Genomic DNA, 25,494 nt, shown 5'->3' with positions numbered 1-25,494 from the left:
GTAACGTAACGTAACGTAAACTAAACTAAACTAACTACTATAGTATGTNTNTTTTTTATTGATTCTTTTAGAACTTGGTCTGTACAGACAGTACAAAATTACGACCGCTGGCAGCATATTGGCTGGGCAATCCTTGAGTATGCTGATTACCAGAGACAACCGAGGTCTGACGCAAAGATTCCCATGGGCTATATCGATAATTAAAGACATTATCAATACCAGCTCTTACAGTCAAATTATCAGTTGGTTGATAAAATGCCGACAAATCCAGCGTTCTCCAAGCCTTGCTATTGACCGTAGTGGCAACTTTTTCATAAGTACCGCTCGGTGATGCGACTAATGTGGTTAATTCAGTGTCTTTTTTAGCATCGCTAAAAATCCAAGTCGCACCCAAGCCCCACTTATCGCTATCAGCAGTATAATCAAGCGATAAAGCATAACGAGTAGGTGAGATGGTGTCTAGGAAGTAGCCAGAACCGTACTCAAAACCCTCTTTGATGTGGCTATCTTTAACTTTGGTTTTTAGATAGTTAGCAGATGCAGTCAAACCCACAGGCAACTTATCCCAAAGCTCACCAAGATAGGCCTTAGCTTGAACACTGTGGCCAGCCAGACGCACGTCTTGATAGTTGCGATAGCCCCACTGATCACCTTTGAGTGTCAAATCAATCAGATCACTGTATCGGTTATCAAAGTAAGTTGCCGTAATCTCACCCAAATTGCCATGAAAAGCGATACCAAACTCTTGGTTGTGAGCCTTTTCTGGTTTAACATTAGTGCGGTAATGCTGATCGTCGTTCTCCCCTTTGGTCAAGCCATCTAAACGGTAGCCGAACAGCTCTTTAAAGCTTGGCACACGATAGCCAGATGAAATGCGATACAGCAAGTCAACATGATCGGTTGGTTTTAGCACAAGACTACCATTGTAAGATAAGTTACGATATTTGCCTGTACCAGTCCAATCATCATCACTGTTAAAACGATGGGTGTCATGACGAACACCTAGGGTAATGTTCGCAAGGTCTCCGACAGAGATCGTATCTTTAAAGGTCGCATAAGCATTATGACCTGTGATTGGTCTGTCGCCACATTTGCGAGCTTCGCCTAAATACTGCTGAGATTCTTCGCAAATGTCCGTACCCTCTTGATACTGATTAGTTCGGTAGGCTTCAATAAAGTTGCCGTTTGAATCTTTGATGTCATCTACAAACTTAAAGTCTAAACGATGATATCGCTCTTTAACATCGCCAATCCATAGATTGGAACGGAATTTATCTAAGCCAAGACCTAAATTGAGACGATGATTGATGATGTCGCCTGATAGATTTTTGGAGAAATCTGCTCGCCACAGCAAATGGTCCTCACTGTATACTTTACGATTTTGGCGTTCGGCAGAATTTGGTTTGTCTGCACTGGGTGTACAGTTTCTATCAACCGTAGGATAAGGCGAACAGTATTTCTCGATTTGCAGATGATCGATGGTGACAGTTTGCTTATCAACACTTAAATTCAACTCATCAAACCAGCGAAAATCTTTAGGACTTTGGTAACGATAGTTGATACCATAACGACTTTTATCGTGTTTTTCATCAAAAAACTGTGCCTGCGTCCAAAGTCCAATTTTAGCATCTGTCACATAGCCTTCTTGATGGCTTTGTCCGCGATAAACGAGTGGTGATTGTGCCAGATTACCTCGACCGTGATTGGCGGCCAAGTGGTAGGCCGTTTTGGTCATATCACGACTGTTATAATTTTGAGTGGTTTTTTCGGTCAAAAGCTCAACTCGTTGCGTAGACGAAGGATTAAAGCCTGCCTTAATCAATACAGATTTAGAATCATATTCCATAGGGTCAGGCAATACTCGCTTGTCGCCAGTGTATTCTTTAGCACCCATGGTCTCTAATACAGGCTTGATGTCCAGCTTTGGCTTGGTACAGCCAGCCACACTGCTAGGGTCTTTGTCCACATAGGCAGGGCATTCATCGATGATGACAAATTGGCGTTTTGGATCATTTGTAGGTGCAATTGCCTGCTTATCAAAGTCCACCTGAGAGCCACCCCAACGCCACACTTCATAATTGGTCTGATAGATGTCGCTATGCGGTTTGACGGTCTCTTTGGTACGATCGGTATACTGCACAAAAAGATCGGCTTTTTTATGGCGTAATGCCGCACCAACGGAGTGCATTTTTTGCTTATTCTTGCTGGCGTATGCACCTTTATAAAAAGCTGAGAAATTATCGTCTGCATCTAGCACATCGTCAATGCTTTTGGTGCGAAAGCTTACCGCACCACCTAGTGCACCACTACCAGTCTCAGAACCACTCGCTCCTTGACTGATTTGTACACCGCTGACATTTTCAAGTTCAATCTCATTGATTGCCCCAGAGCCTTCTCTACCATCACCAAACTGGCGTTTTTGGGTCAGATAAGACTGGATTTGAGCGATGCCATCAACATTGACCGCCACTCGGTTCTTATCCATGCCACGAATGGTGTAGCCACTGCTGGCACCGCGACCCTGCTCAACAACAGCCACACCAGCAACATCTTTTACCATATCTTTGACGGAAAGTACTTGATTTTTATTCAAATCTTCCATCGTTTTGATGGTCTTGCCAAGACCAGTAACTTCTTCGGATTTGGCATTCAGGCGTTTTTTGATGGTGACACTTAGCGTCTCAAGCTCAACACTTGGATCATCCCCATCATTATTGGCAAATGCAGGCAAGCTGCTGCACAGCATCGCTGTGATGACCAGTGGCAGATATTTTGGGCGAAAATTCATCGTCTCATCCTTACTTCTGTTTCGTTTCATCTTCTGTGGTTTCTAGGTCATCTGTGGTTTTTGTGCCATAGAATACCGCACCACCAACAACCGTCTCATCTTCATGTAAAGTCTTCTCAAAACTGAACGAACCGCCCAAATGCTTGGCATTTTCACCATAAAACGCCCCAGTCAGATTGTCACTGTGAACTGTTAGGATTTGTTGGTTTTGCTGACGACCTTTATCCAAATAAATGCCATTAACACGAGTGGTGGCTGTACCACTAAAGCCATTACCATCAATGGTGGCGTTTAGATTGAAGGCAGGTTCAATGCCTGATTTTTCAGTCAATGTACCAGTCAACTGTTTGGTGCCAAAATCCACTTTAAAATTTGCCTTACCGTCGTACTCGCCATAGCCTGCTTGCGACTGCCAGTGATGACCGATTCTGCCATGCCAAGTGCCTTGATAATTAGCTTGACCTTGATTATCTATCTGACTGACTGGGGTGCGTTGACCAAGAATGTATAGACCTGTCAAAGACTCTTCAATGCCAATCAACGGAATAACCTCTGATTGTTCTGTCGTACTGTCATTTGGTGTGCTAGGCAGAGCAGGCAGATAAGCGGTTAAATTTGCCATATTTTCGCCATTATAGTTATCGCCTTTGGTTAATAACTCTACCAATTGATCATTTGCCGATTTATCGTTAGCCTTTAGCTTTTCAAACAATTCGCCAGCCTGTTCACCGATAGCGTCTTGCTTGTCTTCTGAATAAGCCGATTTAATCTGATCAATAATAAGTGTTTTTAACTCCTCTAATTCAACAGCAGAAGTAGTACCACTCAAATTTCCTAGATCATTATCTGTGCCATTTTCCACAACTTCATCATCACTTTTGGCAGTTTCATCGCTAGCAACACCGCCACTCTCTATTGCAAAATTTGCCAAGAGATCTCTTAATTCTTGTTTCTTAATATCAAGCTGATCTCTCAATTCTTTTTTAGCCTTAGCAATTTGATCTTGAGTATAATTCGGTGCTGATTGTACTAATGGGTCTTGCAATAAGAAGTTCTTTAAATTTTCCTGATTTTCAACATCATACTTATCACCTGTGTTAAAAATGTTTAAGATTTCCTCAGCCGCATCTTCCCACTCATCTCTTCTAGATAAGCTTTTTAAAGGCTCTTTGATATCACTTACTGCATTTTCTTTTTTACGCTTGTCTTGATAACCTGATAAAGCTTTTTCAGTAATTTGCAATAGGATGGCTCTATCCCTACTCTTCTGATAAGCATTTATTAAACCCGATAGCTCTTCTCTTAATCCATCAACTTTTTCAGTTAATTTTTGCTTGGCATTTTCTAGCTGATCCTTGGTTGGTTCAGCCACCGTCTTAGCAATTGAATCTTGATTACGAATCGGTGCTGATTGTGCTAAAAATTCTTTTAAGTTATTTTCATTGTCAGGCTTGTACTTGTCGCCAGTCTCGAACACAACAAAAATTTCCTCAGCAGCTTCCTCTCGCTCCTCTTGATGTCTACTGCCTAAGCGACCAAAAATACCTTTAAGATCATTTTCTGCATTCTTTTTCTCGCTCTCATCTGCATACCCTGCCAAAACTAATTTGCTTATTTCGTTCTTTAGGGTGGCTTTGTTGTTACTGCCTGAGTATGAATCTACCAATGAAGTCAGTTCTACTCTTAACTGATCAACCTTTTCAGTTAACTTCTGCTTGGCTGCTTCAAGTTGTTTTGGGGTTGGTTTGGCAGGCTCGCTAACCTTATCTTCATTCGTCACTTTAACATTTTCAGCAGGTTTGCTTTTTGCCGTCGTCTCGATGGTCTTAGGAGTTTTACTTACTGAGCCCAATCTTAGAACGCCATCACTGCTACCAAAACTGGTGATGACAGCTGTTTGTCCTGTTGGCAGTTGGACGGATTGCTGAGTTGTTTTTCCCGCCTCTTGAGGTAAGAGCGTGATGGTATGATCGCCCAATTGCAGCTGATCCACATTACCAAAGTTCACCAGCGATAACACTTGTGACTTTTGTGCAGGGTTGACAGTCTTGTCTTGGGTCAGCTCGACATAGCTGCCACCAAATACCTGCTCAAGCTTCTCAACTTCGTCTGGATTGTCCTGCTTACCAGCAAATACCGCAAAGACAGAATTATCATTTGTTAGAAACTTACCTGCCAATTCCTCAGCGTTTTCACCATAAAACCCACCTTCTAGGCGGTCATCGGCATTTTTATTAAAGAAGTTAGGTTCTAGAAAGCTACTTTCGGTATTCTTAGCAATGGCAGAACCTGCAAATCGATTGCCCTTGATGGTCGCATTAATATCATAGCGGTCTACATAGGTCTCTGGACTGCTGGCAATCGCTTTTTGCTTGGTAGATAGTGTGCCAGTTAGCTTCTTGGCGTCAAAATCAGCTTCAAAGACCGCACTATGATTGCCCTGTCTTGGACGTACCTGATCGAAGACTTGCTCGGCAAAGCTGGTCGCACCGACTTCATCGCCAAAGCCAGTGTCCATATTATAGCCTGGACCACCACCGAACGCTTGGCGACCTGTCGTCTCTGTGATGGTCAACTCTCTTTCTCGCTTGACATCAGTCACGAAATCCCAATGCCCCTTATAGTTTGCCACACCTTTGGCAAGTCCCGTGGTTGGATTTTCACCATAATAGTACAGATAGCCATCACCTTTGGTGTATTGCTTAGGCTGGTCCGTATCCTTATCAGTTTCAATCGTCTCATAAGGACTCAAACCAGTAAAAATCCAACCAGCTTTTACAAAATTATATCTACCATCATTACTTTGATGTATTTTCTTATCTCCGTAGCTCTCCTTTAGTTTTTCAGTTAAAGCTGGCACGGGGTCGGTATGAGCGGTTGTGATGTTATTTTCATCAAGTGGCACATACTCTTCTAGATGATTCATGTTCTTATCATAAGCCTGATTACGCTTTGGAATCGCCAAAACACTGCCCAACACTGGCATGGTTAGGCGACTGTCTGCTCTATTCTTAGTGTCAGCATTGGCATTGTCATCAGCCTTAGCGGCTGAAGCATCCTTTGATTGGTCAGACTTCTCAATCATCCTAGACTGACCGATGGCAATGGTACTTGGGTTATTAAAACTGCCACCACCACAGGCTGATAGCATCAATGAAGTCACAGCCACCGCCAAAGGCAATAGGCTAAATTTGGTACTCTTAGACATGAACACTCCCTACTTTAAAAAGTCAGTAAAACAGCATCAAACAATAAAACAATCATTTTATCTTAGTGATAAAATAATGATAACAATAACAATTCTTATTATATAGTTAAAGGATTAACAATGCAAACCTTTTTTATAATTTGTGCAATGTTCTTGAAAGATAAGCAACCTGAAAATACAATTCACTTAACACCAAACGTGCCGCCCAGTACCTTTGGCATCATATGATGAACGATGTATCAAAATTGGTGAAAGCCGTGTTGAGACGATGACACAAAAAAATCAACAAACCAAGACGACATCAATCGTGCAAGACTTGCTGATTTTAAAGATGATGTAAGTTTTTTTTAAAATTGGCGACTCACCTCTAAGAACACACGACTCTTATCGTAGCTGTACAGTGCGATGTTGCTGTCATTTTTTTGGTATTGCCAAGTTAGTTTCGGCGTTAGCCCTAAGTAGCTCAGCTTATTATGCCAAACACTGATGTTGGTAAAATACTCATCGCTGGTTTGTGTTTGATTAAAAATCGGCATCGGTCCATGATAGCGTCTTTGGGAAAAATTCAAACTGCCACGCACACCCAAATCATGCCACCGCTTGGTAATTGAACCTTGTATGCCGACACGGGTATAGGAGTCATCTTTATCGCGGGTTTTTGCCTGTCGATAATCTGCACCAACACTGACCCAACCACTTTCTCCCAGCCAGTTAGGACGCGTAGAAAAGGTCGCTTTGGCACTGACACTATGACCTGATAAATGATGTCTGATGTTATGATGATGTTTGGCAAATTCGATGTTGGTGGCAAGCTGGCTTTTTTTACCAAGCTGTCTTTGACTGCCAATACTCACACCCAGCGTGTCCGAAAAATGCTTTAATTCATTAACACCCTTTTTACCACCAGCATACCAAGAAGTCTCCACAAAAGGCGAAACGGATAAGCTACCCCCAGTATGGTTTTTGACAGTGTTGACCCCTAGGCGAAGCTGCGTTTCATTGTAATGCTTAGCATCACGAAAGAGCTTGCCACTCATCGTAACGGAAGGCTCTAGCGTCATGCCATCTTTGAATAAAATTTTCTTCTCCACGCCTGCATTGATGGCAATCCCATGTGCTTGCTCAGCAGCGTTTGCCGTCCAGCCACCACCCAAGTCGGTCTGATTGGGAGCGTTGTTGATGTTTTTATCAATAATTACATTGCCAGAAAAATATACCGATGGCTTGGTTAGATTTGTCAAGGCTTTTTGGTAGGCACGCATTTCACGGACAATATAATCTGGTTGCTCTGCAAGCAGTTGTTTGGCTTCTAGATATTGACGATTGGCAAACAGACTCTGAATCAGTCTAACGGCAAAAAGAGCATTATTGGGGTATTGGTCATGCAAAGATTGGTAGATTTTGCTGGCTTGGTCATGTCTGCTTTGCGCACCTGCCAACACAGCACTGCCCCAGTCAACCATTTCAGATTCAATGATTTCACTCGGCTGTTTTTGGTAAATGGGCAATAATAACTGAGTTCCAGCCACATCATTAGCCACCAGCACCGAAAGCATCGCTCGAGACAGTAAGGTTGGGTTGGTCAGTAGCATCTGCTCATCTACCGACAGCATGGCGTTAGCAGGCTGTGGTGGTATTGGCAGTGCTGAGTCGATAGGTGGTGTTATGTCAGGTATTTTAACATCTGATTGTAGACGGCGATCATCTTGCGTGTCAGCATGTGCAACATGAACAGAAAACAAGAAAACAGATAAGACTAATCGGTAAAAATGGAAAACGCATGGCAACTATGGGCAGTTAAGATAGGGATAAGAAAATAAATGATACTTATTATTATTATTTTTGTCAAGTAAGCCTCAATACTGGACTATCCAAATTGCCTAATAACCTCCAACACATCAACACGCAACATATCAATACCGGGCATTTTCTCTGCATTAAAACGCATGATGGGAATGCCTGCACTGGACAACGCCTTATCCTTCTTAGCATCTTGTCTTTGTCGAGCTTGACTATCGTGAGTCCAATCATCCAGCTCAATGGCAACCAACACTGTTTGGCAGTCTTTATCAATTAATACAAAATCCACACTCTGACGACAGACACGATTGAACCAAAACTGCCGATCTTGACCTACTTCATCACTTGGTTCAATGATGCGTGAAAGTTGCACTTGACTAAAAATCAGAAATTCAGGCAATGCCAACTGTAACTTTTTAAAAAACAACACTTCACTGTCCGTCATGATTGGCATTGTCTCAAACGGCCAGACGGTCATGTCATCGCCTCTAACCGTTTTTAAGTTAGGCTGTTTTAGACAATGCACCCAAACCACAATGCCTAGCATCAAGAGAAAAAATACAACCACCGACATGATAGATATAGACGACATAAAAACGGTACTCACTGCCAAATAAACACATTAAAAATAAAAGGGGCAGTGGCAGATGACACAATGTAACATGCTACAAATAGGAAGATAACCCATAGTAAATTGAGTAAAAAAGATTGCTTGAATTTTTGTACTTGGAGTAATTGCTCTTTTGACAGCTTTATTCTACCATAAAATCAGACTTGTGATAGAATACAATCTCAATTTCGAAGCTCAAACCTTGTTTGATGGAGGGATAGGCTTGATGTAAGTTACTTTGGTGGTGTCTGGTCTTTTAAAACGAGATGGTAAAGTTTTTTGTTGTCAAAGACATCAAAACTGACACTTGAATGCCGATTATTACAAGCAAAATCAAACCTGATGGTATTTATATACAGACTACGACAAAAGCTACAATGCTCTTGATGTGAGTGATTTTAATATCTTAGAATAAATCATTCAAAAGAATTTGCATAAAATCACAACCACAAACAGCATTGATAAGAAACACTTTTCATCTTTTCATCAAAGAATGCAAGATTCTTTTTAACTATGATGCACCGGCCAATCAACTTAAAATACCTAAGAAAACGGTGTGAGATTTAGGATAATCTGGCACGGCCCTAAGTAAAAGAGCAACATCGCACCCTACGCCACTCACCAAGCGATGATTGTATCATTGAAAATCACCTTTTGTGAAAAGCCCTGAAACTCTGGCAACATTCACATAGGTGTACAGTGCTTCGGTCTTTGCTTTTTGAGGATTTAATGGCTCGCCACCACCAACAGAATCAACGACTATCGGATAATGAACATGGTCGGCATAAGTTTTTAATACAGCACTGGCTCTTGGTATATGCCCTCGCGTCGCTACTGCCAGCACTCGTTTTCCCTGATAACGACGCATCAGAGTGATCATGCCAATGGCATTGCCTGGCGTATCCCTAGCCTGGTCATCCAATAAAATACGATTCCCATCGATGCCATGTGCCACAAGCCAATCCGCCATGACTTGAGCTTCAGAAAAAGGTGTTTTGACCGGACCGCCACTGACAATAACGATGGCATCAGAAAAGCGATCGGCCATCTTTTTTGTTAAGTACAGACGCTTCAACATACCTGCACTGGGCGTTCCATCCGGATTGGGTGATGAACCGAACACAGCGATGGTGTCTGGTACTACTTGCGATTTAGGTTCATCATCATATGATTGTTCCAGCCACGCCTCCACGAAAGCGAACATGTTAGTAAGTTTTTCAGCCAAATGAGCATCAATACTTCCAAGCCATGCCAGACGACGCTGCTCTTGATTTTTATCCCCTAACACACGACATGCAAGCACCGTCATCGCCAAAGCATGCTTATCAAATGGGTTTCTCGTTAGGATAAGATCCAGTTGAGATAATGCCTGCTGATATTCTTTATTGATGAAGTAAGCTTCGGCTTGTAGGCGATAAGTATCTAAATGATCGGGACGCTCTTGAGTTTTTCTCTGTAAAGAATCATACAATGCCTGCCATTGCCAACGGCGAAAAAGCACGACATCATCTTTTAAGTAAGGGTCATTCTCATAATCAGCACCATAACGCACGACAAGATTTTCAATAGCAACCCCACGGCCATCTGGTTTGGCACTAGGGGGTGGCAGAGGCTGAGTCAACGACACATCTCTTCGCTGGTTAGCGATTGGTAGATGGGCGTGAGTTGTACCAGTTAAGCCCAAGCAGAACAGCGCAAATGATATTACGATGGGTTTAGATAGCATGAATGCTCTCCAATATATCAACGCTAACCATCATACCATTGCTTAGTGACATTCTTATGACAAATCAAAGCTGGTGTTTCTGATAATGACTGGCGAAAGATGACTCATCAATCCAAACCATCATTGAAAATCATTTTTCCAGCTTCTTAATCCACGCCTCACTGGCATCCACTCTTGAATCCTTGGCGAGTTTTTGCCTAATGGCATTGGCTTCATCATAAGAATCTGCTGAACCAATCAAAACACGGATGCCCCGAGATGTCTGACTGGTACTAACTTGATAGCCTGCGGCACGGTATTTCTTAACCATCTCATCAACTTTTGCTTTATCAGGCGAGATGGCAACTTGTACGCTATAATTGTAGGCAACTGCTGTATTATTTGCTTTGTTGTCAGACTTGGTTTTTGAGGCGGTGCTTTCGGTGGCTGGTTGTGCTGGCTTAGCACTTCTTTCGCTTTTAGCGATTGAAGATGCTGATGGAATAACAATGGTGCGACCGAGCACTAAAGCATCATGGCGATTCATGTTATTGGCTGCCACAAGTGCTGACACAGGAACGCCGTATGTGCGAGACAAGCCGATCAGCGTATCACCTTTGGCAACGGTATGCTTACCCTTTTTCATGACATCATTGCTTGTGGCAGGCTTACTTTCGGTCTTGGCTTGTGTGGTGATTTTTTCTGCTTGCTTATCTTGTTTGGTCTGATTGGTTTCTTTGTTAGCAACTTCATTTGATTTTTGTTCAGCAAGTTGTCGCTCTTGGGCAGCTTTTTGTTCAGCGACTCTTTTTTGTTCGGTCACTCTTGCTGCCTCTACCGCTTCTGGACGAGTTTGCACGGCAGGCATGGCGATCATCTCGCTTTTAGAAGCATTGTCTGCACTGATTTGGGATTGGGTCGTTGGATTGGCCTCTTGTTTGGCTTTATCCAGTGCCAACATGCGAGCATGCTCTTGTTCACTAAGCAATGCATCAGCCTCTTTGGCAAGCTGCTGATTATAAAGCTCTCTTTGCTTTTGCTTTTGAGACAAAATTTTTTCTTCGGTTTCCACATCTGCCGTCAAAGGCACAGCCACAGGTTTTGCTGGCACTTGGGTTATTGTAACAACTTGCTCTGGCACATCATCACTTTTGCTGGATTTACCATTTTGCACCACCGCAAAAATTGTTACCGCACCACCAAACAACAATACCAAACCTAAAATTACTTGTTTTGCAATCATAAAACACCCCACTCGTCTCTCACAGGAACTCACTAAAAATCCATCTGCTTAAAAATGACTAAAAATACAATGTTTCTGCAATATTGTCAATCCAGCATCAACACCATCATCAATGATGCAACACAACAATGCTAACAATTCATTTAAACGCCGTCAAAACCTCACCAACGGTATGAAATGAACCAAATACCAATATCATATCTTGGTCGTTACTCATCTCAATCACCCCGGTGCTTGCCAAATTCAGATCGTCATAAGTGATGATACTTGCCGACGATAAATGACGGTTCATGAGATTTAAAATGTCATTCAATCCCATCGCTCTTATGTGGTCAATCATAGCGACATGCCAAGCGGCAATCTTAAACAAACCCTCGTCAATGTTCGCCTGCACTAAGTCTAATACCGAAGCAATGTCTTTATCTCCCAGCATAGAAAAGACGACATGAAGCTTGGCATCAGCATGAGTGCGTTGATGTTCATGCCAATATGGGATGAATTGTTCCAATAAAAAACTCATGCCGTGAGCGTTATGAGCGACATCAAACAGCCATTTTCTGCCACCAAAGTTGCGATGATCAAACCGCCCTGACAGAGCCACACTTTCTAAGCCTTGAGCGATTGCTGCTTGGTTAATGTCCAAAGATGATGCCAGCACTGAACTGACTGCATTTGCCGCATTCACCAAAGAAATTCTAGGCTTGGGTAATTTGAGCGTCGTACCAGCCGATGAATGATACCAAACATCTTGATACTCATCAAATTCGTAATCCCTACCCAGTTGGTACGATTTGGCGTGCCTCATCCGAACCATCTCCGACACACTACTAGGCAGAATCCTTGCACCCAAGATGACAGGAATGCCATCACGAATGATGCCTGCTTTTTCAAGTCCAATTTTTTCAAGATCGTCGCCCAACCAGTCAACATGATCAATGCCAATATTGGTAATCACCGCCACATCAGGATCAATGATATTGACCACATCTAGCCGTCCGCCTAAGCCAATCTCCAACACCCACACATCGCAGTCAGCCCCCTTAAAAATCAACAAAGCTGCCAATGTCGTCATTTCAAAAAAAGACAAACTTAGACCCATGTCAAGGCGAGCCTGCTCCACCTTTGCCAAGGCACGCACCAAAGAGTTCTCATCAGTCTGCCTGCCATCAATATTCATGCGTTCGGTAAAATCAATCAGATGCGGTGATTGGTACAGGGCGGTTTTTAGCCCTGCCGCTTGACAAATGGCACTGATGGTGGCGGTAGTCGACCCCTTGCCGTTCGTACCAGCAACCGTGAATACATAAGGAGCATTGGGCATTTGTTCTTTTAATACACCCAAACGCTGAGCAACTGGTAATACGCGTTCAAGCCCCATATCAATCGCAGAGACATGAATGTTGGCAATGTATTCTAGCCAGCTTGCCAGGCTGTCATTTTCGGTCAAATGCTTGGTTGTTCTCATGGTCTTTATCATATTGGTTAATTCATAAAGAAAACGCCTGCATTGCAAGCGTTTTGATTCAGTGATTATAACATAACAACAAACAAAACACACTGACATGTGTCTTGAAAGATTTTATCGTACTTTTTGATGCGAGCAGACTGTTAGCTTAGAGCAACATCAAGCAGTCGTTAAGCATTTGGCAATTTACATAGTTTGGTCAGCAGACGATGTATCGTCTCAATCAGTTGATGACGATGCACCACCATATCAACCGTACCTTTTTCTAATAAAAATTCTGCTCGTTGAAATGGTTCATCAAGCACTTCTCGTACGGTCTGCTCAATCACTCGCTTACCTGCAAATCCAATCATGGCTTTAGGTTCAGCGATATGTACATCACCCAACATGGCAAGGCTTGCTGTTACACCACCATAGACAGGATTGGTCAATACCACCACATAAGGCACGCCAGCGATACGCATCCTTTCAATCACTGCCGAAGTTCGTGCCATCTGCATGAGTGACAGCAAGCCTTCTTGCATTCTGGCACCACCAGATGCAGCAAAACACACCAAAGGCTTGCGTTCCGCCAAGGCTTTTTCGGCAGCCAAAACAAATCTATCACCAACCACAGAACCCATCGATCCGCCCATGAATTTAAAATCAAAAGCGCAAGCGATCAGTTCTAGGTTTTTGATTTTGCCCTGCATGACGATTAATGCTTCAGATTCACCCGTCGATGTTTGGGCTTCTTCCATGCGCTTAGGATAAGGCTTAGAATCAACAAAATTCAATGGGTTGCCCGCCTGAAGCTCTTGACCTAGCTCAGCATCCACACTATCAAAGAACCAGTTAAGGCGCTTTCTGGCAGACATTGTTAAGTGGTGATCACAATCAGGGCAAACATACTGATTAAAAACTAGCGAAGTATTGGTCGTCAAAGAATGGCAATGTGGGCATTCAGTTGACGGCTCAGTATCTACCGCAGATGGTGTGATGACTCGATCCTGCTTGATGCCGGGCACAGAGCGGTTCAACCACACAGTTGGCTCTGCGATGGTTTCGGCTTGATTTGACATAAAAAAATCCTATCTGGTGTAACTGTAAAATTTGATATAGTTTACACTTGTATTATTTATTTGGCAAATGAATTTTGTGGGCACGGCTTATTAAGCAACCCAAGCATTCAAATAATCAAATGCCATCAATCGCCGCACGCAGCTCATCCATCTTAACAAGCAAATTAGCACATGCTTGATCGATCGCTGCCTGATCATCTGCCACCACACCAGCAAAATTTTTGACAAGCTCGCTACCGACAATCACGCCATCGGCAAATTTTGCCACCGCTTTGGCACTCTCGCCATCTCGTATGCCAAAACCCACGCACACAGGCAGGTCGGTATCCGCCTTAATCGCTCCGACTTGCTTGCCCACATCGTCCGTATCTAGGGCGTTTGAGCCTGTTACGCCTTTGACCGACACATAATAGATAAAGCCTGAGCCGTGTTCTAGCACCGCTTTTCGGCGTGCAGGCTCGGTCGTCGGGGCAAGCAAAAAGATTTGGTTAATGTCGTGCTCGGCTAAAGCTTTAGCAAAATCGCCTGTTTCGTTGTTTGCCACTTCGTTAGGCGGTAAATCCACCATGAGTAGACCGTCTACGCCATTGGCTTGGCATAACTTTAAAAATTCGCCATAACCGATAATCTCAATGGGGTTTAGATAGCCCATCAGTAGCACAGGCGTTGTGGTGTTGGTTTTGCGAAACTCGCCCACCATGTCAATCGCTTGACGAGTACTTGTACCGCCTGCCAATGCTCGCTCGCCAGCTAGGGCAATGGTTTGACCGTCCGCCATAGGGTCAGAAAACGGCAAACCAATCTCAATCACGTCCGCTCCATGAGCGACAAGGCGGTGCATCAAATCTACCGTAACGCTCGGAGTTGGGTCGCCTGCCATGATGTAGGGGATTAGGGCTTTTTTATTTTGCTGTTTTAGAGTAGCAAAGGTTTCTTGAATTCGGGTCATCATTTATTCCTATTTAGAAATTTCTAATGGTAAATTTAATAAACGATAATTTTTATTATCCTATTACAATTAAATTTACATGATTAATTTGCGAAAGTTAAAATGGCATATTGATTTTAACCTATTTAATACCTTTCTTTAATTCACGCATTTTTGCCACAGCATTATCAAAATCTTGTTTTGCTTGATTGATGATGTTATTCATTTCTTGCTGTATGCGTAAATCCATGATTTGACAATCTTTTTGGTTGTACCAAGATTGGATTTTTTCATAACGTTTTTGAAAAACTGATTTTGGCAAATTTTGGCATTTTAATGTCAAAAATAACACCCAATCCTGCTCACGCTTTTCATCGCCATTGCAATGACGGCACGCCAACACAAAATTATGCTTGTGATTTGTACCGCCATCGCTGATTGGGATTAAGTGGTCTAAATGTCCGCTTCGTTCAGTGATTTGACAATCAAAATACGCACAGCGATGATTAAAATATTGCCAAATTTGCCGTTTGTCGCTGGTTGTGGGATAGCCAAAAATAATTTGCGACAAGCTTCGCCCAATGGCGTTTTTTGCCCTTGACGGAGTCATGGACATTTAAATCTCAATCCCGTCAATATTCATCACGGTATGCAAATCTTTATCGCCACGCCCTGATAGATTGATAATTATAGACTTATCTTTATCCATGGTTTTGGCAAGTTTTAACGCATAAGCGACCGCGTGCGAGCTTTCTAGGGCAGGGATAATGCCTTCGGTTTTAGTCAAAATGCGAAAGGCTTCTAGAGCTTCATCGTCATTGATGACAGGGTAATTGACACGCCTAGAATCCTTTAAAAAGCTATGCTCAGGGCCCACACCGGGGTAGTCAAGCCCTGCCGATATGCTGTGCGTGTGCAAAATCTGACCGTCATCGTCCGCCATCAGATAGGTGCGATTGCCGTGCAACACGCCCACACGCCCTGCATTTAGGGGGGCAGAATGCTCGCCTGTGTCAATGCCGTGTCCGCCTGCTTCCACGCCATAAATCGCCACATCATCGTCATTTAAAAACTCATAAAACAGCCCCATGGCATTAGAGCCACCACCCACGCAAGCGATTAATGCGTCAGGATTTTTACCTTCTTTTTCAAGGTGTTGCATTTTGGCTTCACGACCGATAATCGCCTGAAAATCGCGGACCAGCACAGGATAAGGGTGTGGGCCTGCCACCGTGCCGATGACATAATAGGTACTGTCCACGTTCGTTACCCAGTCTCGCATGGCTTCGTTCATCGCATCTTTTAGGGTGCGTGAACCTGACGTTACCGCCACGACTTTCGCCCCCAAAAGTCGCATTCTATATACGTTCATTTTTTGGCGTTCTACATCGTCCGCCCCCATATAAACCACACATTCTAAGCCAAGCCGTGCCGCAATCGTCGCCGTTGCCACGCCATGCTGACCTGCCCCTGTCTCGGCGATGATACGCTTTTTGCCGACCATTTTGGCAAGTAGGGCTTGACCGATGGTGTTATTGACTTTGTGAGCCCCTGTGTGGTTTAGGTCTTCTCGTTTTAGGTAGATTTTGGCACCGCCAGTTTCTTCGCTTAATCGCTTGGCAAAATAAAGCGGTGTGGGGCGACCGACATAGTTCACCAAATCATCATGAAACTCTGCCCAAAATTCAGGGTTGTTTTTGACCGATAGATAAATGCGCTCTAGCTCTTCTAACGCACTCATCAAGGTTTCGGATACAAAACGTCCGCCATGAATGCCAAAATGACCTGAAGCGTTGGGGTATTGGGTAAAATCAGTGTTGCTCATCTTCTTCTCTTTTAACGAATTGTTTAGCCTTTATGGACCGTGAGACCTGCGAAAGTCTGCGCCGTTGGCATGACTTCCAATCGGTTGATGTTGATATGTTTGGGCTGATTAATCAGCCATGATACCATATTACTGATGTCTTGTGGGCGGATAAATTCCACATTCTCATAGACCTTGCTTGCGCGCTCATCATCACCGTGAAAACGCACGTTACTAAACTCTGTATCGCCGCACAGCCCAGGCTCAATGTTGGTAATTCGCACATTCTTACCAATCAAATCAGCACGAAGATTCAGGCTAAACTGCGTCACAAAGGCCTTCGTCGCGCCATAGACATTGCCACCAAAATACGGGTAATTACCCGCAATCGATGAGATATTAATAATCAGCCCGTCATTCTTTGCAACCATATTCGGCAATATCTCATGGGTGATATTGACCAGTCCAAGCGTATTGGTGTTAATCATCGTCTGCCAATCGCTCATGCTCGCCTTATCAGCAGAATCCAGCCCCAACGCAAGTCCTGCATTATTAATCAGTACATCAATGTTTTGTCTTAGTTCGGCTGGCAGAATTTCTAGAGCGGCTTTGGTCGCAGATATGTCACTAACATCGAAGCATAGTGGGATAAAGTTATCGCCAAGCTCGCTCTGCAACTCATCAAGCTTATGCTCTCGGCGACCCGTACCGATCACGGTAAAGCCATTTTTGATGCAGTCGATGGCAATTTGTCTGCCAAAGCCTGCCGTAACACCTGTGATTAGAATATTCATGGGTTTTCCTTATTATGATGGGTTAATTTTGGCATGGTCGATAAATTTGCTCATTTTCTCAGCACATTTTACCCCTTTTGCTTTCTCTATGCCACCGCTCACATCAAGCCCGTACAGACGATTGGCAAGCTCATCATGCGTTATGCTTGCGACATTATCAGGGGTTAGTCCACCTGCCAAGATGATGGATAGTGGTGAATTGGTCGGGATCTTATTCCAGTCAAAGGGCCGACCCGTACCGCCAAATTTATCAGGATGATAAGCATCCAACAGAACACCGCTGGCACCATGCGCTTTTAATTCGTGGATTTGTGTAAGTAGGCTCTCAGCTGTGTCGGATTCTTGGACGCGGATTGCCTTGTACCAGCGTTTTTTGGTAAGATTGGCAAGTCTTTGGCAATCCGCTGCAGTCTCATCACCGTGAAACTGCACCACATCGAACGGCACAGTATTGCTAAGCTGTACGAACTCATCTTCTGCCATGTTAACAACGAGCGCCATCACATTCATAAAAGGCGGTAAATCTGCCACCAAACTGCGTGCAGCAACCATATCCACATATCTAGGACTTGGCGGATAGAACACCAAGCCCACCGCATCCACACCAAGCGCTACCGCCGCCTTTAGATCCTCACTTCTGGTAAATCCACAGAATTTTACTTTCATTATTATCCTTGGTTATCCCTAGCTCTTTGATGGTGCTTGACACGCGCCTGCACCTTGACTCACCACATCAACGGTCGCACCTGTCAACACAAACAGACCTTTGATTTGCTCTGCGGCATTATTCGCCGCCATCGTCATGACGTCGCCTTGACAGGCTTTTTTTAGCACTTCGTTCTTTGCTGATAGCTGGGCTTCGCTGAGAATTTTTGGATCATTATCCACCACACCAAAAAGTCCTGTCTGCCAGTCATAGACTTCAATATCATCCAAATACACAGCGAAGACTTCTGACGGTGGCACACTGACCGTCACATGCGTCACAGGATCGCCCTGTGAATCGGTGCGCTGAGCCACTTGCACCATTTCGCTAGAGATTTTAGATAGGTCCACGCCGGCCAATACACGTCCATGCGCCACGAACAGACCCTTTTGTTCATCTTGCCACAGCTTCTGCCAACTGCCCTCTTTACTGGCGGTGATGACCGTATCGACAGAGAACGCCACAGACTGCAACCTCGATAGCTTCTGGATGTCTGTAATGATGCCATCGCGAGTCACGGCATGAACATCAGCTTCGCTCTTACGATCATATAACGCCTTGACAAATAATACTGTCGAAATCAACAAAACCACCACAAGCGCCGCATGGAAGAAAGTTAACTTTGAAGTTTTCGCCATAATACCATCCAATTAATGAATTTAGTGAGAAATTTACCATAAATATAAGGATAATGTGTAATTTTTTCAAAATTTTCAAAATTTAAGTTGCATAACGGGTTAAATTTGCCGTAAGATAACCTATTTTATCAAAATTGTATCGTTAAGGGTCATCATGAAAGCCAGCCAATTTACCTTTGCCACCTTAAAAGAAACACCAAGCGATGCTGACATCATCTCAAGCCAACTCATGGTGCGAGCGGGTCTGATTCGTAAACTTGCCTCAGGCCTGTATGTCTGGATGCCGGCAGGTCTGCGCGTCCTTAAACGTGTCGAGAAAATCGTCCGCGAAGAGATGGAGCGCATCAATTCTCAAGAGCTATTGATGCCTGTAACACAGCCTGGCGAGCTTTGGCAAGAGTCTGAACGCTGGGAAGATTATGGTGCAGAGCTACTGCGCTTTAAGGACCGTCACGGTCGTGATTTCGTTCTAGGGCCAACGCACGAAGAAGTCATCACCGACATCGCGCGCAACGAACTAAAAAGCTACAAGCAGCTGCCTGTGATCTATTACCAAATCCAAACCAAATTCCGCGATGAAATCCGCCCTCGCTTTGGCGTGATGCGCGCGCGTGAATTTACCATGAAAGACGCTTATTCATTCCACATCGACAAAGACAGCCTTGCCAAGACTTACCAAGACATGTATGGCGCTTACAGTCGTATCTTTAGCCGCCTTGGTCTTAATTTCCGTGCGGTACAGGCTGATACTGGCTCGATTGGCGGCTTTGCCAGTCACGAGTTTCATGTTCTGGCTGACAGCGGCGAAGATGACATCGCATTTTCAAGTGAATCGGACTTCGCTGCTAACGTTGAATTAGCTGAGGCGATCTGCACAGATGAACGTGCTGCATCCACCGAAGAGCGTCGCGATGTCGACACGCCAAACATGCCAACCTGCGAAGAAGTCGCAGAACATCTAGGCATTCCACTTGCCAAGACAGTTAAGACGCTTATCGTCAAGGGTTCATATTCAGAAGATACACCAGACATGCCAAAATTAGTGGCACTCATCCTGCGCGGCGATCATACACTTAATGAGATCAAAGCTGAGAAAATCTCCCAAGTCGCCACACCGTTCGAGATGGCAAGCGAAGAAGAGATCAAGGCCGCCGGTCTCATCAAGGGCTACATCAGTGCAGACTTGGCAGAATTCAATATCCCTGTATTCGTTGATCGAAGTGCCGCTGCGTTATCGGACTTCGTCTCTGGTGCCAATGCGGTAGACAAGCACACCGCAGGCATGAACTGGGAGCGTGACGCTGCCATCACCGCTGTCGTGGACATCCGTAATGTCGTTGATGGCGACCCAAGCCCAGATGGTAAAGGCGTCATCTCTATCAAGCGCGGTATCGAAGTTGGTCACATCTTCCAATTGGGCGACAAATATTCAGAAGCCTTAGGCTGCAAAGTGCTTGGCAAAGAAGGCAAACCTGTCACGCTGATGATGGGCTGCTATGGTATTGGCGTAAGCCGTATCATCGCCGCTGCCATTGAGCAGAACCATGATGACAATGGCATCATCTGGGCGGACACACCAAACCCTGATGACAACATCGCGCCGTTTAGCGTTGCCATCGTGCCAATGCGCTCAAAAGACGGCTCAGCTGAAGCCAAAGCCGATGAACTATACAACACCCTAAAAAATCAAGGCGTGAACGTTCTACTAGATGATCGCGATGAGCGTCCTGGCGTGAAATTCGCTGATCTTGAGCTAATTGGCATTCCGCACCGCATCGTAGTATCTGAGCGCAATCTTGCTGAAGGCAAATACGAATACGTCAAGCGTGACAATGGCGAGAAAGTCATGCTAAGCTTAGATGAGCTGCTTGCCAAATTCTAACTATTGATAATAAAAAACAGGCTTAAATAATAAGCCTGTTTTTTATTTAAGCCCAATCCGACAATGTCAAATCTATCAATCATCAGCCAAGATAACACACATCTCGAGCAGGCGATTGGCATATCCCCATTCGTTGTCATACCACGCGAATATCTTAATCTGCTCACCTGACTGCATGATTTGTGCTGCATCAACCACCAATGAGTGCGCATCGCCAATAAAATCACTCGACACTAAAGGCTCATCGGTATAGCCCATGATTCCTTTTAGCTTGCCATTACTGACCGATCTTAAAAATTGTGACACCGTATCAGCATCAATGGGCGCTTTAAACGTGCAACTAACATCGATCGCTGCCACGTTAATGGTTGGCACGCGGATGGAATGACCGTTAATTTTGTCTTTTAGGAATGGTAATACGCGTTCGGTTGCGTTGATGCTGCTTGACGTGGTGGGGATGATGTTATGCCCTGATGCTCGTGCACGTCTTAGATCACGGTGCGCTTGATCAAGAACATTCTGGTCCGCGGTGACCGCATGAATCTCCGTCATCATCACGCTCTGAATGCCAAACTGCTCATCCAACACTGACAGCAGTGGCACCAATGCCTGTGTGGTGCAAGAGACTCCCGAGATGATGGGCAAGTCACGATTTAGCAGATGATCATTCACACCCAGTACAATGCTGGCATCAACTTCATCAAAAGGCGCGGCACCGACAATCACCTGACTTGCGCCCGCTGCACGATGGCTCGAAGCATCCTGATATGAGCGGAATTTACCTGTACATTCTAGCACCACATCAACAGATAAGCTCTGCCAAAGTAAATCTTTTGGATTGCTTTTGTTTAATAACAAAATTCGCCATTCGTCACTACCTCTGGATAATACCAACCAAACATCCGAATCCTCATAAGTCAGACGTGCTTGAACCTCTAATGATGACAATCTGCCATGCGCACTGTCAAATTTTAATAAATGAAGCAGCGCTTCTGGATCTGCCACATCGTTGATGGCGATGATGTCGATATTGGTGAATTTGTCGGTATTTTTTAAGAAGGCGCGTAGGATATTACGTCCAATCCGCCCAAAGCCATTAATCGCTAAGCGAATTTTATTAGAATTAGTCATTCTTGCTCTCGCTTACGTCATCGCCCTTATCTTGGGCTTGCTTATCGATGAATATCAGCGCAAGACGCACGACATTATAATCATAGCCTAGCATCTCGACCATAGGGCGCAGCTTCACCCCGTCCACAAATTCACCCTGCGCTTCTAGCTTCTCATAGGCCAAAGCAACCGCTTGCAATTTCTCATCATCTGGCCGTATGTGATCGCAGTCTAATGCACCATCCATCTCATGCAGCTGTGCGATGTGATTGATGATGGTCGAGACAGCAAGGCTGCGCTCGGCTGAGATCTCGCCCACATCCAGCCCTGCCTCGAGTAATTTTTTCGTCTCTTGGAGTGTCTCTCCCGCTTGTTTTTTTGGCTTAGCCAGATGAGCAGCAGGGATGTCATTTTCTTTGATGTGCTCACGTCTGGCGATGGCTAATTTTTGGGCGGCGATGCGTTTTTCGTTGACCATGATGATGTCCTTACGAGTGATGCCGTCACAGGTCTCGATAAAAGTATCATGAATCTTCATGAGTGTCTCGTCATCAAGGTTTGCAAATTTCGCCTCTTGCTCGGCGGCGATTTCTTGTAATCGCTTATCCACTCGGAACACCCATTCATCAAGCAGCAGGCTTTTTTGATTAAAGCCTAGCAGCTTTAGCCCATCCAATGAGCGCAGGCGTGACAGCGCCACATAGCCCTGCCCCATCTCAAAGGTGCGCGATAGGTCGATCTCGGCAGCATCTAAGGTCATGCCTTGTGACTTATGCACCGTAATCGCCCAAGCCAAGCATAGTGGCACTTGGGTGTAGCTTGCCAACACGTCACCTTCATTATTCTCCATCATCCATTCTTCTGGCTCGGCGATTACCTGACGTCCGTTATTTAGGCGCACCACAGGGTAGGTGTCAACAGCACTCGACCCTAAAGGACTCTCATCATCAATCAATGACGTAAAGCCTATCACCTCGCCCATGGTGCCATTTGAGACGGCAAGGTTTGGGTTGTTCTTCACAAACATGACTTTCGCGCCTACTTTTAGGCTTAGCACATCGGGCGCGCGAACGCTTTTTTTGAGAGAATCCACCAAGATCTTATCGCCTGTCGTTATGGCGTGAAATTCTTGAGCACCACCCTCTATCTTACTGATTTCAGATTCATTAATCTCATCAACATTGGCATTATGCGTGTATAGACGCGTACGAGTCATGGCGATATCGTTGCGCTCGGTTGCTCGCAGCGTACTGATGGCGGCCTTAGTGACTTCTTGGCGACGGATTTGGTTTAGGATGTCATTTAACGACAACCCAAATCGCTCGGCTTCATCTTGAGCGTTCTGGCGATGCTGCTCGGTGAGATAGCACACTTGAAAATTCGCCTCAAGCCAAGCTTTGGCCATGAAAGCAAATTTCTCTTTATTGGTTTCGCCCTTTTTCCCGACAGGAGGCAACTGGAAAAAATCCCCCGAGAAGATCACCTGGACACCACCAAAAGCCTGATTGTCTTCACGCAGCGCCTTTAGGATGTCATTGAGTAGGTCCACCTGCTTGGCGTGCAGCATGGAGATCTCATCCACAATGAGCACCTTAGCGTCCTTAATGCGCTCATAGACGACCTGACGGGATTTTAGGCGCTTAAAATCCCCCGCCTCAAAGCTGTCCTTGATGCCCATGCCAGACCACGCATGAATGGTCATGCCATTCATGTGCGTGGCTGCTATGCCTGTACTTGCCGTGATGGCGACATGAATACCACGCGCGCGCAGATAGTCAATGTATTGATTAAGAATATAGGTCTTACCTGCCCCTGCTTGACCTGTCAAAAAGACGTTTTGCCCTGTTTTTAGAATATCTAATGCGGTGGATTGTTTCATGAAATGGGTATCAAATTCAGCGATAAATTAATAAATTAAAACAGTTTAGGATAGCACAGTTTTGCTGATTTTTGGGTGAAATTGACCATCCATTTTCAAAAAATTTACAAAAAATTCATCCTGATATTTATCGTTAATTTTTACCCAAAATAATTACAAAACTTTACAAAATAACTAGGTGCAAAATTGTTCACTATTTGCTATTGTATAGACGTGTGGCAATCACACAACAACAAAATAACGCGCTGTATTTTGGTTTTAATTAAGGACAATTTATGAAATACGACACTCCCAACACCCCCAACTCCCCCGTCCAATTCCGCAAACAATACGATAATTTCATCGGTGGCGAATGGGTCGCCCCAAACAAAGGACAATATTTTGGCAACACAAGTCCTGTAGATGGTGCGCTTATCTGCCAAGCAGCGCGCTCTGACGAGACCGACATCGAAAAAGCCCTAGATGCAGCACACGCTGCCAAGGACGCATGGGGTCAGACCAGCCCGACCGAGCGCGCCAACATCCTATTAAAGATGGCGGATAAAATCGAAGAAAACTTAGAAAAAATCGCCATCGCTGAGACATATGATAACGGCAAGCCCGTTCGTGAGACTTTAGCGGCGGACATTCCATTGGCTGTCGATCACCTGCGTTATTTTGCAGGCTGTATTCGTGCCCAAGAAGGCGGGGTAAGCCAGATCGATAACGATACGGTAGCTTATCACTTCCACGAGCCTCTGGGCGTGGTGGGTCAGATCATTCCATGGAACTTCCCGATTCTGATGGCAATTTGGAAAATCGCCCCTGCATTGGCTGCCGGTAACTGCATCGTGCTAAAACTTGCTGAACAAACACCTGCTTCATTCTTATATCTGCTTGACACCATTGGCATCAATGACATCCTACCAAAAGGCGTGCTAAACGTCGTCAACGGCTTTGGTCTTGAGGCAGGTAAGCCGCTTGCATCTAATAAGCGCATCGCTAAAATTGCCTTTACCGGCGAGACGAACACAGGTCGCCTGATCATGGGCTACGCCAGCGAGAACCTGATTCCTGTCACCCTAGAGCTTGGCGGTAAGTCGCCCAACATCTTCTTCGAGGATATCTTGGATGAGGACGATGAATTCTTGAATAAAGCAGCAGAAGGCTTGGTGATGTTCGCACTTAACCAAGGCGAAGTATGTACCTGCCCATCACGCGCATTGGTGCATGAGAAGATTTATGATAAATTCATGGAACGCTGTGTTGAACGCGTCAAGAAATTCAAACTTGGTAGCCCACTTGACACCGAAACCATGGTTGGTGCACAGGCGAGCGAGGAGCAACTTAAGAAGATTCTGTCTTATCTCGACATCGGCAAACAAGAAGGCGCCAAGGTACTGGTTGGCGGTGAGCAAGACAAGCGCGACAAAGAAGGTTACTATGTACAGCCTACCATCTTTGAAGGTGATAATGACATGCGCATTTTCCAAGAGGAGATCTTCGGTCCTGTGCTGGCAGTTACTAAGTTTAGCAGTGACGAAGAAGCGATGCGCATCGCTAACGATACACTATATGGCTTAGGCGCAGGCATCTGGACGCGTAATGTCAATAAGGCATATCGATTCGGTCGTGGCATCCAAGCAGGTCGCGTATGGACGAACTGCTACCACGTCTATCCTGCGCACGCTGCCTTTGGCGGTTATAAGCAATCAGGCATCGGACGTGAGAACCACAAAATGATGCTTGATCATTATCAACAAACCAAATGTATGCTGGTCTCTTATAGCACCAAGCCTACAGGATTATTCTAATCGATTAAGTGAAAATCGATTAAATAAAAAATACCCAACTAGGTAGTTTTATTAGTGTTATTAGTATTAATTAGTACTTT

Annotated in this window: 18 protein-coding genes and 1 pseudogene; 3 read left to right on the top strand and 16 right to left on the bottom strand. The window is 44.7% G+C overall.

Translation table 11 applies throughout. The features are described from left to right. Window positions 1-67: 67 nt before the first annotated feature. From MBO_RS02950 to MBO_RS02935, 4 genes are all read right to left on the bottom strand, one after another. Complete coding sequence (locus tag MBO_RS02950; RefSeq protein WP_036363449.1) at window positions 68-2,788, bottom strand: lactoferrin/transferrin family TonB-dependent receptor; 2,721 nt, start codon at window positions 2,786-2,788, stop codon at window positions 68-70. Window positions 2,789-2,798: 10 nt separating this feature from the next. Next, window positions 2,799-5,996 carry a transferrin-binding protein-like solute binding protein gene (locus MBO_RS02945; RefSeq protein WP_036363446.1) on the bottom strand — a complete coding sequence of 1,066 codons (3,198 nt, stop codon included), beginning with the start codon at window positions 5,994-5,996 and terminating at the stop codon, window positions 2,799-2,801. Window positions 5,997-6,343: 347 nt separating this feature from the next. Continuing rightward, a complete protein-coding gene (locus tag MBO_RS02940; RefSeq protein ID WP_036363442.1) occupies window positions 6,344-7,738 on the bottom strand; it encodes a porin family protein in 1,395 nt (464 codons plus the stop codon). Window positions 7,739-7,863: 125 nt separating this feature from the next. Beyond that, entirely contained in the window at window positions 7,864-8,388 is a 525-nt protein-coding gene (locus MBO_RS02935) for a DUF2726 domain-containing protein (RefSeq protein WP_227539997.1), read from the bottom strand. A 157-nt stretch (window positions 8,389-8,545) separates the two neighbouring features. Between MBO_RS02935 and MBO_RS10020 the strand changes: the two are divergent. Further along, window positions 8,546-8,966: pseudogene (locus tag MBO_RS10020) on the top strand (IS1595 family transposase); the annotation flags it as partial. A gap of 77 nt (window positions 8,967-9,043) precedes the next feature. Here the strand turns inward: MBO_RS10020 and MBO_RS10015 are convergent. From MBO_RS10015 to MBO_RS02885, 10 genes are all read right to left on the bottom strand, one after another. Beyond that, window positions 9,044-10,153, bottom strand: coding sequence for a YdcF family protein (locus MBO_RS10015; protein ID WP_227712654.1), 1,110 nt, complete (start codon window positions 10,151-10,153; stop codon window positions 9,044-9,046). Window positions 10,154-10,262: 109 nt separating this feature from the next. Beyond that, on the bottom strand, window positions 10,263-11,354 hold the full coding sequence (locus MBO_RS02925) for an SPOR and LysM peptidoglycan-binding domain-containing protein (RefSeq protein WP_036363437.1): 1,092 nt from the start codon (window positions 11,352-11,354) through the stop codon (window positions 10,263-10,265). A gap of 139 nt (window positions 11,355-11,493) precedes the next feature. Beyond that, window positions 11,494-12,819: a bifunctional tetrahydrofolate synthase/dihydrofolate synthase gene (folC, locus tag MBO_RS02920; RefSeq protein WP_036363434.1), complete on the bottom strand. Its 1,326-nt coding sequence runs from the start codon at window positions 12,817-12,819 to the stop codon at window positions 11,494-11,496. Window positions 12,820-12,989: 170 nt separating this feature from the next. Continuing rightward, complete coding sequence (gene accD, locus MBO_RS02915) at window positions 12,990-13,880, bottom strand: acetyl-CoA carboxylase, carboxyltransferase subunit beta (protein WP_036363431.1); 891 nt, start codon at window positions 13,878-13,880, stop codon at window positions 12,990-12,992. 115 nt (window positions 13,881-13,995) lie between these two features. Continuing rightward, window positions 13,996-14,829: a tryptophan synthase subunit alpha gene (gene trpA, locus MBO_RS02910; RefSeq protein ID WP_036363428.1), complete on the bottom strand. Its 834-nt coding sequence runs from the start codon at window positions 14,827-14,829 to the stop codon at window positions 13,996-13,998. Window positions 14,830-14,950: 121 nt separating this feature from the next. Further along, window positions 14,951-15,418, bottom strand: coding sequence for an HNH endonuclease (locus MBO_RS02905; protein WP_160169656.1), 468 nt, complete (start codon window positions 15,416-15,418; stop codon window positions 14,951-14,953). 6 nt (window positions 15,419-15,424) lie between these two features. Beyond that, entirely contained in the window at window positions 15,425-16,633 is a 1,209-nt protein-coding gene (trpB, locus tag MBO_RS02900) for a tryptophan synthase subunit beta (RefSeq protein ID WP_036363422.1), read from the bottom strand. Between the two features lie 23 nt (window positions 16,634-16,656). Then, window positions 16,657-17,406: an SDR family NAD(P)-dependent oxidoreductase gene (locus MBO_RS02895; RefSeq protein ID WP_036363419.1), complete on the bottom strand. Its 750-nt coding sequence runs from the start codon at window positions 17,404-17,406 to the stop codon at window positions 16,657-16,659. 12 nt (window positions 17,407-17,418) lie between these two features. After that, entirely contained in the window at window positions 17,419-18,072 is a 654-nt protein-coding gene (locus MBO_RS02890) for a phosphoribosylanthranilate isomerase (protein ID WP_406812847.1), read from the bottom strand. An 18-nt stretch (window positions 18,073-18,090) separates the two neighbouring features. After that, window positions 18,091-18,750 carry a DUF4230 domain-containing protein gene (locus MBO_RS02885; RefSeq protein ID WP_036363413.1) on the bottom strand — a complete coding sequence of 220 codons (660 nt, stop codon included), beginning with the start codon at window positions 18,748-18,750 and terminating at the stop codon, window positions 18,091-18,093. A 154-nt stretch (window positions 18,751-18,904) separates the two neighbouring features. On the opposite strand from MBO_RS02885, the gene MBO_RS02880 reads away from it, so the two are divergent. Next, a complete protein-coding gene (locus MBO_RS02880) occupies window positions 18,905-20,632 on the top strand; it encodes a proline--tRNA ligase (RefSeq protein ID WP_036363410.1) in 1,728 nt (575 codons plus the stop codon). A 75-nt stretch (window positions 20,633-20,707) separates the two neighbouring features. Here MBO_RS02880 and MBO_RS02875 read toward each other — a convergent pair whose 3' ends face one another. Then, window positions 20,708-21,763 carry a type I glyceraldehyde-3-phosphate dehydrogenase gene (locus MBO_RS02875; protein ID WP_036363407.1) on the bottom strand — a complete coding sequence of 352 codons (1,056 nt, stop codon included), beginning with the start codon at window positions 21,761-21,763 and terminating at the stop codon, window positions 20,708-20,710. Continuing rightward, window positions 21,756-23,621, bottom strand: a complete 1,866-nt coding sequence (locus MBO_RS02870) for an AAA family ATPase (protein ID WP_052585267.1) — start codon at window positions 23,619-23,621, stop codon at window positions 21,756-21,758. Before MBO_RS02870 ends, MBO_RS02875 begins: the two co-directional genes overlap by 8 nt. A 275-nt stretch (window positions 23,622-23,896) precedes the next feature. Between MBO_RS02870 and exaC the strand changes: the two genes are divergently transcribed. Then, window positions 23,897-25,414: an acetaldehyde dehydrogenase ExaC gene (gene exaC / locus MBO_RS02865; RefSeq protein ID WP_036363405.1), complete on the top strand. Its 1,518-nt coding sequence runs from the start codon at window positions 23,897-23,899 to the stop codon at window positions 25,412-25,414. Window positions 25,415-25,494 lie beyond the last annotated feature (80 nt).

The organism is Moraxella bovoculi 237 (assembly GCF_000696305.2).
In the GTDB taxonomy this organism is placed as follows: domain Bacteria; phylum Pseudomonadota; class Gammaproteobacteria; order Pseudomonadales; family Moraxellaceae; genus Moraxella; species Moraxella bovoculi.
Note: the sequence above shows the minus strand (reverse complement) of the source record. Positions and strands in the feature narration are given on the sequence as shown.